General features: G+C 54.1%; 13 protein-coding genes and 1 pseudogene. 5 read left to right on the forward strand and 9 right to left on the reverse strand.

The features are described from left to right. Positions 1-100 precede the first annotated feature (100 nt). Genes AB9F29_RS13815 through AB9F29_RS13830 form a run of 4 tightly spaced genes read right to left on the reverse strand, consistent with a single transcriptional unit; the run spans position 101 to position 3,795 of the window. Complete coding sequence (locus tag AB9F29_RS13815; protein WP_369756095.1) at positions 101-886, reverse strand: ABC transporter ATP-binding protein; 786 nt, start codon at positions 884-886, stop codon at positions 101-103. Further along, positions 883-1,866 (reverse strand): FecCD family ABC transporter permease, encoded by a 984-nt coding sequence (locus AB9F29_RS13820; RefSeq protein ID WP_369756096.1) that lies wholly within the window; start codon positions 1,864-1,866, stop codon positions 883-885. Before AB9F29_RS13820 ends, AB9F29_RS13815 begins: the two co-directional genes overlap by 4 nt. Beyond that, complete coding sequence (locus tag AB9F29_RS13825; protein ID WP_369756097.1) at positions 1,863-2,885, reverse strand: FecCD family ABC transporter permease; 1,023 nt, start codon at positions 2,883-2,885, stop codon at positions 1,863-1,865. The genes AB9F29_RS13820 and AB9F29_RS13825 overlap by 4 nt, the downstream gene beginning before the upstream one ends. Continuing rightward, positions 2,869-3,795, reverse strand: a complete 927-nt coding sequence (locus tag AB9F29_RS13830) for a Fe(3+) dicitrate ABC transporter substrate-binding protein (RefSeq protein ID WP_369756098.1) — start codon at positions 3,793-3,795, stop codon at positions 2,869-2,871. Before AB9F29_RS13830 ends, AB9F29_RS13825 begins: the two co-directional genes overlap by 17 nt. Before the next feature lie 180 nt (positions 3,796-3,975). On the opposite strand from AB9F29_RS13830, the gene AB9F29_RS13835 reads away from it, so the two are divergent. Then, a complete protein-coding gene (locus AB9F29_RS13835) occupies positions 3,976-4,926 on the forward strand; it encodes a sucrase ferredoxin (protein WP_369756099.1) in 951 nt (316 codons plus the stop codon). Here AB9F29_RS13835 and AB9F29_RS13840 read toward each other — a convergent pair. Continuing rightward, positions 4,877-5,671: an ABC transporter permease gene (locus AB9F29_RS13840; protein WP_369756100.1), complete on the reverse strand. Its 795-nt coding sequence runs from the start codon at positions 5,669-5,671 to the stop codon at positions 4,877-4,879. The genes AB9F29_RS13835 and AB9F29_RS13840 overlap by 50 nt on opposite strands. Continuing rightward, on the reverse strand, positions 5,668-6,243 hold the full coding sequence (locus tag AB9F29_RS13845) for an ATP-binding cassette domain-containing protein (protein WP_369756101.1): 576 nt from the start codon (positions 6,241-6,243) through the stop codon (positions 5,668-5,670). Before AB9F29_RS13845 ends, AB9F29_RS13840 begins: the two co-directional genes overlap by 4 nt. A 270-nt stretch (positions 6,244-6,513) precedes the next feature. On the opposite strand from AB9F29_RS13845, the gene AB9F29_RS13850 reads away from it, so the two are divergent. Beyond that, positions 6,514-7,116, forward strand: a complete 603-nt coding sequence (locus tag AB9F29_RS13850; RefSeq protein ID WP_369756102.1) for a class I SAM-dependent methyltransferase — start codon at positions 6,514-6,516, stop codon at positions 7,114-7,116. A 135-nt stretch (positions 7,117-7,251) separates the two neighbouring features. Here the strand turns inward: AB9F29_RS13850 and AB9F29_RS13855 are convergent, their stop codons facing one another. Both AB9F29_RS13855 and AB9F29_RS13860 read right to left on the reverse strand, forming a co-directional pair. After that, positions 7,252-7,500 carry a hypothetical protein gene (locus AB9F29_RS13855; RefSeq protein WP_038999863.1) on the reverse strand — a complete coding sequence of 83 codons (249 nt, stop codon included), beginning with the start codon at positions 7,498-7,500 and terminating at the stop codon, positions 7,252-7,254. A gap of 65 nt (positions 7,501-7,565) precedes the next feature. After that, a complete protein-coding gene (locus AB9F29_RS13860; RefSeq protein WP_038999862.1) occupies positions 7,566-7,754 on the reverse strand; it encodes a hypothetical protein in 189 nt (62 codons plus the stop codon). 346 nt (positions 7,755-8,100) lie between these two features. Between AB9F29_RS13860 and AB9F29_RS13865 the strand changes: the two genes are divergently transcribed. The 3 genes from AB9F29_RS13865 to AB9F29_RS13875 all read left to right on the forward strand — a co-directional run bounded on the left by AB9F29_RS13865 (position 8,101) and on the right by AB9F29_RS13875 (position 10,931). Further along, complete coding sequence (locus AB9F29_RS13865; protein WP_335584305.1) at positions 8,101-8,979, forward strand: LysR family transcriptional regulator; 879 nt, start codon at positions 8,101-8,103, stop codon at positions 8,977-8,979. Positions 8,980-9,297: 318 nt separating this feature from the next. Next, positions 9,298-10,035 carry a pentapeptide repeat-containing protein gene (locus AB9F29_RS13870; RefSeq protein WP_369756103.1) on the forward strand — a complete coding sequence of 246 codons (738 nt, stop codon included), beginning with the start codon at positions 9,298-9,300 and terminating at the stop codon, positions 10,033-10,035. 599 nt (positions 10,036-10,634) lie between these two features. Next, positions 10,635-10,931: a hypothetical protein gene (locus tag AB9F29_RS13875; RefSeq protein ID WP_369756104.1), complete on the forward strand. Its 297-nt coding sequence runs from the start codon at positions 10,635-10,637 to the stop codon at positions 10,929-10,931. 432 nt (positions 10,932-11,363) lie between these two features. Here the strand turns inward: AB9F29_RS13875 and AB9F29_RS13880 are convergent. Next, a pseudogene (locus tag AB9F29_RS13880) lies at positions 11,364-11,623 on the reverse strand (transposase); the annotation flags it as partial.

The following is an 11,623-nucleotide window of genomic DNA, read 5'->3' on the forward strand; positions in this document are numbered from 1 at the left end:
CGGGCTTGTCCAAATACAGCCAAGACGGAACGCCGTCCTGCTTTGGTACCAGTTTGGGCCAAAACGCGCGAAAAACGGCTCAGTTTATCATGACCAAACGCTAGTTTCTTGCTCTAATGCTGCTCAAGGGCGACAATTGTGGGGTTTGGGTGACGGGGTCCGCATAAACTTGCGCCTCGACCTCATAGGCATCGCGCAAGGTCTGTGGCGTGATGGTTTCTGACGGTGGCCCACTGTTGAGCACTTTTCCTGCTTTCATCACGACCAAATGATGCGCAAATCTTGCCGCCTGACCGATGTCATGCAACACCACAACCACAGTGCGTCCCCCATTGGCGAGATCGGCAAGGACCTCCAATGTTTCGTATTGATAGCGAATATCGAGAAACGACGTCGGCTCATCAAACAGCATCACGGGGGTGTCCTGTGCCAGACACATCGCTAGAAACGCGCGCTGTCGCTGACCGCCCGAAAGGTCGGAAAGCTTGCTTTGTCTGAGGGTATCAATGCCCGCTTTGACCATCGCCGACTCGATCGCTTCTTGATCACCTGCGCGGCGCTGCCCCAATAAATTTTGATAGGGCGCGCGCCCATAGGCCACGAGTTGTTCCACGCGAATTGCGGGTGGAACGACGGGACTTTGCGGGAGCAAGGCCACATGGCGCGAAATTTTGCGCGGGGATGTTTTACTCACATCCAAACCATCAATCAGAATCCGGCCCGATTTCACCGCGAGATTACCCGCCATCGCCCCAAACAGCGTAGATTTCCCACAGCCATTGGGCCCGATTAACGCGGTCAAACGCCCCATCGGGAGGTCTTGATTGATGTCTTTCAACGTGAAGCCGCGATAGCCCGCACGTAGATTTTGCAACTTTATGGTCATAGGCCCTCGCGTCGGCTTGTCAGAAGGATGAATACAAAAAACGGGGCGCCAAAAAGAGCGGTCAGAATGCCCGCCGAAATTTCAATGGGGGGAGCCAGTGCGCGCCCTGCGGCATCGGACAACACAACAAGGGCCATGCCCACGAGCATTGATGCGGGCAACACCGCCCGATGATTTCCGCCGACCAATTGCCGCGCCATATGGGGGGCCATGAGGCCAACAAATCCCAAAGCGCCGACAGCTGCGACAGAAACGGAGGCCAAAGCCGTTGCCAAGGCCAAGAGCAAGAAACGCTCGATCTTGACGTTCATCCCAAGACCCCGCGCATGTGCATCTCCAAGTCGGATCAAATCAAGCCTAAACGCAAGGAGCAACGCCATGCCGATCAGAGGTAAAATCAGCGGAGCAGAACGTGCCACATCATCCCACCCCCTACTCCAAAGCGATCCCGTCAGCCAAACCAGAGGCGCGGAAAATTCAAAGGTGGGCGCTGTCACGAGGATATAATCCACCCCTGCGTCGGCCAAGAAACCGACCGCAATGCCGATCAGCGCCAGACGTGCCGGGCTTGCGCCGCGCCGGAGCGACCCGATCCAAACCAGAGACGCCGCAGCAAACCCGCCCACCGCAGCCAACACGGGCGACCAAAGGGGACTCACGCCTGACAGGACACCCAGACAAACCGCGAGGGCCGCGCCCGAGTTGATTCCAATAACTTTTGGGCTGGCCAATGGGTTGCGCAGGAGCGCCTGAATGATCGCTCCAGAGATCGCCAAAGCCGCTCCGGCAATTAGCGCCAAAACGGTGCGCGGGAGGCGCGATTGCAGGATGATAAAATCTTGGTGTGGTCCCTCAAGACCGAACAACGTGTTCACGATAACCGAAGCCGAGATTGGCACAGCCCCCGCCGAAATCGACCATATTACCGCCAGCACGACCACGCCCAACAAGCCGACTAAAACCCATAACGTTCGACTCATTCTAGCGCCTCTGATGTCAGAGTGAGATAGAGAAACCACGGCGCGCCGATCAATGCCGCGACCAATCCGACAGGGATTTCACTCGGGGCCGCTATGAGTTTGGACAATGTATCTGCGACAAGCATCAGGGCGGCCCCAAGGGCGGCGGCGGCGGGAACCAATACGCGATGATCGCCGCCGAACATCACGCGCGCAAGGTGGGGCACGACCAAGCCCACAAAGGCAATCGGCCCTGCCACAGTCACACTTGCCCCTGCCAAAATGGCCGCGAGAACAGCGCCAAGAAACAACGTCCAGCGCGGATCAGCGCCCAAGCCCCGCGCCGAGGCATCCCCCAACGCCATCATATTCAAACGCTGCGCTAGGGCCGCGCCCCCCAACGTTCCAACGAAGGTAAACACAGCCAAGGGTGCGGCGTCGTGCCAACGCATGTCGCCAATATCGCCGATGGTCCATCGGATCACCGCATGGGCCAGATCATCTTCAAGCGTATAGGCAAATCGCACCGCCGCGAAGGAAAACGCGCCAACGGCCACGCCCCCAAGAACAAGCCGTAGCGGGTCGATCCGCCCGCAAAATCCCCCCGCAATCGCGAAGGTCGCCGCCCCTGCCGCCAAGGCTCCGGCCACTGCCATGCTATTGAGCGCAAGCCCCGTCGCGCTAGGAAAAACGAGGGCGGCGACAAGGCCAAGGGCGGCCCCTTGATTGATGCCCAGAATTGCAGGAGACGCGAGTGGGTTGCGCGTAAGGGCCTGTAGAACCACACCCGCAAGCGCGAGATTTACCCCCACAAGCGCGGCCACAGCCGTACGCGGCATACGGATATCGCGCATCGTTGTCGCGGCAATATCCTCCGCCCCCGTTAAAAGCGTAAAAATATCGGTTACTCCAACGTCAGAGCGCCCCCCCGTAACCAGCGACCCAACAGTGGCCAGCAGGAGGACAACGGCAATTGCCGCTATCTTCCAAACGTGGCTACTCATTCTTAGGCTTGCCGGAATATCAGCTATCGCTGCCATCTGCGCCCACAATGGTCAAAAGGTCTTGGGCGGTTTGCTCGGCGGCCACCATGCCGCGCAAACGGGACCACGTGTTGGCCTCAACGTTGTAGACGCGCGCATCCTTCACGGCTTTCAGCGCGTTCCACAACGCGTCATTCTCCCAATTATCGGTGACGGAGGGATCGGCATATTCGCCAATGATAAGCACGTCAGGATTGATTTCCGATAGCTGCTCTAGGGTTGTCGTTACATAGTTGGATTCATACCCTTTGCCCTCGTTTGGGGTCATCGCTGGTGAAAATCCAAGGCGCGCCAACAGAGACCCGTTGTAGGAGGGCGGCGCATGTAAAAAGAGCGCTTCGCCATTCGCGACGCCAAATTGTGCCCGCACGTTTTGGGCATAGGGCCGAATTTTTTCCGCGTAGTCGGCCATTTTCGCCCTATGGTCGGCCACACGCGCATTCATTGCATCCGCTTTGCCAATCGCCTCGCCAATCAGGAGCATCTGCTCGACAGAAGCTGTGTAATCGCCGCTCAAACTATCCATCACAACCGTCGGCGCGATTTGCGAAAGCGTGGCATAGGCGTCGGTGTGGCGGGTTTTATCTGCGAGGATCAAATCAGGTTGCAGCGACGCAATTACTTCAAGGCTCGGGGTTTTGCGTGTACCTACGGAGGTCCATGTATCGCCAATCACAGCGCCATAAACCGGCATGATGCGCTCGGGTTTATTGTCGTCGGCAATACCCACGGGCACCACACCCACAGAGACTAACGCGTCAATATAGCTAAACTCCAAAACGACAATGCGCTGTGGATTTTCAGGCACCATGGTCGTGCCAAGCTCGTGAGAGATTTCGCCCGCAAACACGGGAGTTGCGATGCCGACCGCAAGGACGGAAAGAAGAACGCGACGCGTCATTTTCATAAGAGATCCAAATAATTTTTAATTTCTGGCTCTTATCAAAATGGCTTGATGATAATGGCTGACTATTTTACTTAGATATAATAAACGAGCTTGTCAAACCCCGCCGCGCAACTTTTCTCGCCGAAAGTCACACCTTTAAAAATGCCCATTCCGCCCCCTTCTCGCCCGCCTAAATCCCCGATGACACAGCCGGATAATTTCTGTGCAACCTTCGGGCGGCAATCGGGCGAAGCCCTCGCAGGAACCGGCGCGCACCCCGAACGCATGGTATTGATCCGCTGGCCAAAATCGCGCTGGTCGTATGCGATGCGTGAAGCGGCGGATATGGGCGGCCCCCTGCGCGACGCCATCCAAACCGTTACAAATGCGGGATGGCGGGTGAACCTCGTTGATCGCAAAAATGACGCAGGCCCAATTGGACGCGTGATTGTTGTGCCCAGACGGCAATCCTTTGACATCCCCCCAGATCATCTGGCGGATTTCCTTTTGGCCTTGGCCGCCGACAATCCCCTCACAGAATATCGGTCCACGCATGCAACCGCAGAAGTGGTCTTATGTTGCACGCACGGTCAGCATGATCGTTGCTGCGCGAAATTCGGTTTCGCCGCCTATCGCCTCTTGGCGGCTGCCGCGCAGGAATATCGCGACCGTTTTGACGTTTGGGAAAGCACGCATCTGGGCGGTTGCCGCTTTTCTGGCAATGCGGTATTTACACGTTCGATGCGTAAATATGGCCGCATCGGGGCCACGGATGCCGCCGCAATAATCGCCGCAGAAAGCAATGGGCAGGCATGGCTTCCTAGCTTGCGCGGAACATCGCACCTGTCGCCCGAGGCGCAAGTGGCCGAGATCGCCGCGCTTCAAGCGATTGGCGGGCATACGCAATACCCCGCGCTTGAGATTGATCTCCTACAGGCGACGGATAGCGCACGCGATTTTCACGTCAAGACCCATGCCGGAGTATATTTTGTGCGTTGTGAAGCGACCATTTCTAGAAGTCACGATTCATGTTCAGATTTAGGCGACGACCTCCCCCTTAAGGAACGGCAGGCGTGGACCGCGGTACAGGTTCGTAAGGGTGTTACACCCCGCGCAAACGATCTAGCCGCAGCCGATGGCGCTGGTCGGTGACCCGCCACGCCAAGGCATAAGCGGCGGCCACGGCCCCTAACGCACTGGTTGCCGAAATCAGGAACATGATGACCATCTGGTATTTTGCGGCCGTTAAGGGATCGGCATTTGCGAGGATCTGCCCCGTCATCATCCCCGGTATTGAGACAACCCCGATGGACGCCATATTTGTAACCGTCGGCAAAAGGCCAGAGCGAATTGCGGTTCGCAGCGTCGGTCCGAGCGCCTGAAACTTGCTTTCTCCCATGGAAAGCCGCGCTTCGATAATCAACGCATCTCGGATCAACGCATGGCTTAAAACATGCAAAGTGAGCGCCACGCTCCCCATGGCGCTTCCGGCAATCATCCCAAACATAGGCAAGGCGACGCGCGGGGAAAACCACGGTTCGGCCTGCACAATCACAGCCAATGTCGGCAACGTAATGAGAAATCCGCAAGACAACATAACCGTCGTCCCCAAACTGGCCGTCCAAAGCCGCCCCGCAGGATGCGCTTGCCGAAGCAAAACCTCGTACCCCGCAAAGCCCCCCATTACGATCATGGCCAAAAGCGTGATTGCAATGCTATCGACCTCGAAAATCCAGCGCAACACGAAGGCCAGCAGAACGAGTTGCACCACCATTCGCACCCCAGCGATCAGGAGGCTGCGGCCAATCCCAAGCGAAAGAGCCAAGGATATCCCGCCATTAATCAGCAGAAACAAAGCAGCGATGAGGATTTTATCAAAACCGATATCTGGTGTCATGCCTTCACCACCAGTTCGATCATAGACTCGGACATGCGTTGTGCTTGCGCTTGGTCATGTGTCACCAAAACTATCGCGCCACCCTGCGCCATAAATTCTCGCAACATCCCTTCAACACGATCAATGGAGACAGCATCAAGGGCAGACGTTGGCTCATCAAGTAGGAGCACTTTCGGTTGATTGGACATGGCCCTCATTATGGCCCCCCGTTGCCGTTGCCCCGTCGAAAGCCGCTCGATTGGCGCGGTGAGGTCATGGGCGCTGAGACCAAGTTTTTCGGCTTCGGAGGTCATATCCTTGGCAAAATGCCCCGCGAGGTGCGGCGTCCAAAACTGACTCACTGGCGGCAAGTAGCGGACAAGTTGCCGCCAGACAGTTGGTTGATATGCCTCGCGCGCCCGCCCGTTCAAAACAACGCTACCCTCGGCCTGATCGAGGTCGGCAATCGCGCGCAACACAAGCGACTTCCCCGACCCAGAGGGACCAGTCAGCGCCACACATTGGCCCGCCGACACCCTAAATGTAACGCAGCTTCCGTTCAGCGTACGCAAATTCTGCACCTCAAGCGCCATCTGCTGCCCTTTCGCTATGAAACTGATTTGAGATAATTAACTCGCGCAGTCAACCCTTTGCCTGTTCCGAAAAGAACCTCAAGTTGTCGCAGTCCAAAAGCAGTCTCATGGGTAACGGCACCATTTCACCCACCGCGCAGCATAAAATTCTGTGAAGCAAAGCGTTTTGTTCACGCCTTTGAAAAATGGGGCTGTGGTACATCTAGAAAAGCGGTATTGGTTGGGCATTATGGGCATTGGTGCCCATCTGGGAAAGAAAATGAGTAGAGTTTGAAGCGGGTTGCAGCAGAGTTGCGCGTCGATTTTGTCAATGGTTCCGTGGCGCATCGGCTTCGGTTTGGTGGCGGCCGTGGTCAAGACTTAGCGAAGGCTATGGGGCTGCGTGCGGGCAAAACGCCAATGATTATTGATGCGACGGCGGGATTGGGACGAGACTCATTTCTTTTAGCGTCTTTAGGTGCGCAAGTGACCATGATCGAGCGTTCAGAGAAAATGCATGCGTTGTTAACGGATGGCATGGAGCGCGCCGCGAGCGAGGGTGGGCAGCTTCGCGAGATTATTGGCCGCATGACCCTCATGAAAGGGGACGCCAAGGATTTGATCCCTGAACTGTCGGGCGAAGCAATTTTGATCGATCCAATGCATCCCGAACGGAAAAATTCAGCGCTTGTAAAACAAGACCTGCGTCAAGTTCGCGAGATCGTTGGTACAGACGATGACGCTGCTGATCTGGTGCGATTGGCAATAAAACATGCGCGTAAACGGGTGGTTCTTAAATGGCCAGCCAAGGCCGATCCGATTGAAGGCGTTCAGGCGTGTTCACACCAAATTCGCGGCAAAACAACACGATATGACGTCTTCATGATAGGGTAGCGAAAACCTCGCGCCAATCACGGATATCTCCAACGGGTAATGCCTTAAACGTCGGTAAAAACGGCACAGGTCTCCCCGTGCCGTTCTTGGTTATCTAAACAGTTCGAAAGCTGAATTTATTCTTCAACTTAAGATTTATGCATCAGCCTCTGGGTCCATCAAAGTGCCGGCCTCGATTGCAGCAGCCATTTCGTCGTCATTGAGGAAGCCATCGCCATCTGTGTCGATTTCGTTGAACACAACATCGGTAAGATCAGGCTGTGACACTTGAAGCTCAACGAGAGATGCCATTCCATCGCCGTCGGTATCAACCTCAGCGTTCATTGCATTAGCAGAGAAAGCAAAAGAAGTCGCGAGAGCAGCTACGAGAATTACGTTTTTCATGTTATTTCCATTCAGAATTAAGCGCTCCATAATGGACCGCGTTTTGGTTGTTTTGGGAGATGATGTTACGCAAGGGCGTGCTTTGCGGCATCAAGTTCTTTGTTCGCTTTTGCGTCGTCCTTTGCTGTGTGCGCGGACTCAGCGGCGTAATAGTGCTTCATTGCGGAAGCCCTTTTTTCGCCAAAAGGTGCCTTGTCACAGCTGGCTTTGACGGATTTCATCTTCTCCGAAGTTTTGTTGGTGTTGAGGTTCATTGGAGTCCATTCCTAGACCTACCGAGAAATTAGAAACGCGAGATTGAGCTGTTTTAGGAGATATGCTTGTCTATCGCGTCTCTCTTTTACTCGTAAATATGGGGGCCGTAGAATTGTCAGCAGGTACAATTCGCAAAGCTAAGGGCGCTAGACGCCTTTAGGTGCGGATGGCTTTCCGGTGGGCTTAGGAGATGCTGGTTTTGAAGAAGGTTTTGAAGTCGATTTCATGGGAGAACTCCTCGTAAGGACCGAATGATTCGATCCGTAGCTCTATTTCTCACGTCCTTTGAGATTTGAATAGTGAATTTAAAGCAATGATGATATCGGATATTCAAATAGGTGAATCATGGATGTAGAACTCGCACGAACCTTTCTGGCCGTTGTCGAAACTGGCAGCTTTTTCAATGCTGCTGGCAAGGTAAATGTCACACAATCCACCGTTAGCATGCGCATCCGCTCGCTTGAGCAGCAGCTCGGACAACCGGTCTTTGAACGCAGCAAATCCGGTGCGACGATGACGGCTGCGGGACGCAATTTTCAAAGACATGCCACAACACTTGTGCGGACGTGGACACAGGCCAAGCTTGACGCGGCACTCCCTGCGACACTGGAATCGGTCTTGGAAATTGGGGCCCCACCAAGCTTGTGGGACGGCTTCCTGATTGATGCCATCCCTACCCTTCAAGCCAAAATCCCCAACATGGCAATTAAGGCGTCCTTGGCGACCTCAGACATCTTAGGACCGAAACTTAACGATGGCTCGCTCGACCTCGCTGTGATGTACAGGCCGCAAAACACGTCGGGGCTCGCGGTTGAACAGCTTTTCGAGGACGAGTTCGTTTTGGTCAGCAGCGATAGCGACTCGTCAACCGATCCCTTCGGCGAAAACTACGTGTTGATTGATTGGGGATTTGAATTTCGCACACATCACCTGCTGAACTTTCCACAGTTCACAACACCAAGCCTGCAACTTGGGATTGGGACTTTGGGCTTGCAGTATTTGCGGACCGTACCTGCATCTGGATATTTCCCCCGACGCTCAATCGAGCCAGAAATACAGGCTGGCTGGTTGCATTTAATTGAGGACGCTCCGCGATTTGCCTACGCAGCCTATGCTGTTTTCAGCGAAAGCCAGAGCGATGGCATGGCAGGCAAAACCGCACGGATGCTGCGTAAATATGCGCACGAAAACTTGAATGTCAGGCGTCAAAAAGAAGGGCGCTAACGGCGTTGCCGCTAATCATTGGGCGATGCTTGCTCCGCGGAGCGAGCGAATTCCCGAGATCAAATCGGTTGGCGCGCACCTTGTGTTCTTTGGGCTGCTCTGTGAAAGACGGACATGGCCTCACAAAACTCCCCAGTTTTTGACCACGATCTTGACGGTTGGGATCTATCGGACATCGATCTGTCAGGCGGCTGCAGTGCTGGGAACGTAGATTTGCACGGGATAAAACTCACTGACGCTCAACGCTTTAAAGGGGCCGTCATTTTCAAGAGGCCAGCAGATGAACGGCTTGGTCAACTTGGTCGAAGCGTTCACTAGATGGTCGCCATAACACTTGAAGACGCATCGGCCCTGCGTCAGGTCACGGGTGAAATATTTCGCAACGATTGCCTTGATGACTTCTCAATATTCGAGACCGAATTCTACGACTGTGCGTTTGTGGATTGTACTTTTGATGGCGGTAAAATCGGGTTGTCGAAGTTTCAAAACTGTCGGTTCACCGATTGCTCTTTTCGCGACGTAAAGCTGCTTTCCTGCCAGTTCTACGATGCGGACACCGAGCAACGATGCGTCTGGTCCCGATGCGACCTCTCCGACGCCAACCTCGTGGATTGTGACCTTTCCAGCAATCAACTTCTGGCGTGCAAGGGTTTCATGTTGCGGCTGGAAAATTGTATCCTGTCCGCCGCAGAAATTGACATTGACGTTCATCGCCGCGTCAACGCGCGCTTCAACATGGGCGGGATGTCATGCTCCCGTACCAGTTTTTTTAAGGCCCGCATGAAGGGGCAAGATCTACAAGGAAGCACCTTTGAAATCTGCGACCTTCGCGGCGCAGACCTCGGCGGCTGCAACCTGTCTTCTGCAAATTTCGCCGGTTCAAACCTGAACAATACCCTCCTGAGGAATGCTTCGCTGACGGGCGCAAATTTGGCGCATGCGGATATTGACGAGTTGGACTTTTCTCAAGCCCGCAGTTTGGATGATCTGACCATCAGTGCCGACCAGAGCGAGACCTTGCTTAATTATTTCGGCGTTAAGGTACTGTCGCACTGACGGCATTAGGCGCGAGCCTAACGTTATCGGTGCACAGCTATCAGGGCGGAAAAAGAAACCTGCCGGGCGGAGGCGTCCGCGCATTGAAAATACAACAAGGCTTGCCTTGCACATCCGGCCTTCGATGTGGTCCGCCTTCCCAAAATGAGAAACGCGTTTGGTTTGGCCCCACAAGCCAGAACGCAAATTCTAACGTTACCCGTTTCCATCATAGAATTGACGCATTACTGATTGAAAGCTGTTTCAGCCCTAAGGGGAAATTTGAATGAAATCCAGTATTTCTCCTGCGGGAAACTCGCATTCCAGTCGCACAGCCATGCTCGATTTTGTCGCCCGCGACCTCAGTTTATCAGGCCCTTTCGCACCAAAAACTAAAAAAACTATCAGCATGGCCGCTATCTCGGCAGAACATTTGATGGGAACCCGCCCTACAGCGTTGAGGGGTTTTCATTCAGCTGGCCAAAAAAAGAGCCGCCCATTTTAGATGCTCTTTCAGGATACAAAAACAATATCATGTCCAATTTTTATCACTTAATCTCGGCGGAGGATTACATGCGGCCTATGCGGGGACACCCAGTGACAAACCAGGATTTCTATATGTGTCAGGCAAAGAACTAGGTACGATTCTCTACCGATCAAAAAAGCTAACTCTATTTGGAAACGCAATATTTGTAGCCTGCTTCGCTGGCCCCCCTTCCCGCAAATCCGAAGACGAAGATGCATGCGAAATATCTGCTTTGTTTTCAGAAGCGGAAGGCATTGGAATTAGACTGAGAATTCGAACTGGAGTTTCTGTCGACAGCTATTGGCCTGATTTTGATATGGCCGACATAGAATGGGTTGCACCCGTGGCCGAGGTTGAAAAAGCCATACTCGAAATAATTGTTGCTGAATGAAAGCCTACTAGCGATATAACCGCTGGGATTGGCGATGGATTGAACAGTACCTTTAAACCAACCAAACCGAAGTTGACCTCTCTCCGACGAAGCGTCGCAAACCTCAGTCCAAACGCCGCGTTTCACCCCAATGACCGCTTCGGGAAAACTGTATCGCAGAACCATATCTGGCCGCCAAAGTTTGCGAGGGGCCGTAAGTGTCTGTGGAAGGACGTGCGGAAAGGTGACGTTTGCTTCACTTAGAACACGTTGCTCAGCGGAGAGGCTGTGTGGAAACCCGGCTGATCTTGGTGCCCTTAAGAGTTTTTGACGTTCGTGTCCATTTTGGCACGATATCGTTATTCCGCTACCCTGATGGATCATGGTGGCGCTCAGGACAGTCTTCGGCCTATCCGAGCATTTGTGTTCTAATTTGAAGGCGAGCGGGACCTTTTACGCCTTCATGGCCGCTATCATCGCCGGAATGCCCATCAGGTTCATGACGCGGGTCATATTGTAGGCCAGCACATGCAGCGCCATCTCAGTTGCCACGTTTTTCAGGGTTCGCATTTTGAAGTGGGTGGCCCCCATTCATGATTTGATCGTGCCGTAGGGATGTTCGACGGTCATGCTGCGGACCGCCAGTTGAGCTGGGTTTGCATCCAGTCGTGCTTGCACCCGCTCAAGAACATCTTCTTTTTCCCAACGACGCA

Source organism: Falsihalocynthiibacter sp. S25ZX9 (assembly GCF_041205405.1).
Lineage (GTDB): Bacteria > Pseudomonadota > Alphaproteobacteria > Rhodobacterales > Rhodobacteraceae > Falsihalocynthiibacter > Falsihalocynthiibacter arcticus.

Excerpts from the sequence above, each read along its gene's own strand:
- AB9F29_RS13815 (WP_369756095.1), bottom strand. The coding sequence starts at position 886 with ATGACCATAAAGTTGCAAAATCTACGTGCGGGCTATCGCGGCTTCACG.
- AB9F29_RS13820 (WP_369756096.1), bottom strand. The coding sequence starts at position 1,866 with ATGAGTCGAACGTTATGGGTTTTAGTCGGCTTGTTGGGCGTGGTCGTG.
- AB9F29_RS13825 (WP_369756097.1), bottom strand. The coding sequence starts at position 2,885 with ATGGCAGCGATAGCTGATATTCCGGCAAGCCTAAGAATGAGTAGCCAC.
- AB9F29_RS13830 (WP_369756098.1), bottom strand. The coding sequence starts at position 3,795 with ATGAAAATGACGCGTCGCGTTCTTCTTTCCGTCCTTGCGGTCGGCATC.
- AB9F29_RS13835 (WP_369756099.1), top strand. The coding sequence starts at position 3,976 with ATGACACAGCCGGATAATTTCTGTGCAACCTTCGGGCGGCAATCGGGC.
- AB9F29_RS13840 (WP_369756100.1), bottom strand. The coding sequence starts at position 5,671 with ATGACACCAGATATCGGTTTTGATAAAATCCTCATCGCTGCTTTGTTT.
- AB9F29_RS13845 (WP_369756101.1), bottom strand. The coding sequence starts at position 6,243 with ATGGCGCTTGAGGTGCAGAATTTGCGTACGCTGAACGGAAGCTGCGTT.
- AB9F29_RS13855 (WP_038999863.1), bottom strand. The coding sequence starts at position 7,500 with ATGAAAAACGTAATTCTCGTAGCTGCTCTCGCGACTTCTTTTGCTTTC.
- AB9F29_RS13860 (WP_038999862.1), bottom strand. The coding sequence starts at position 7,754 with ATGAACCTCAACACCAACAAAACTTCGGAGAAGATGAAATCCGTCAAA.
- AB9F29_RS13865 (WP_335584305.1), top strand. The coding sequence starts at position 8,101 with ATGGATGTAGAACTCGCACGAACCTTTCTGGCCGTTGTCGAAACTGGC.
- AB9F29_RS13870 (WP_369756103.1), top strand. The coding sequence starts at position 9,298 with ATGGTCGCCATAACACTTGAAGACGCATCGGCCCTGCGTCAGGTCACG.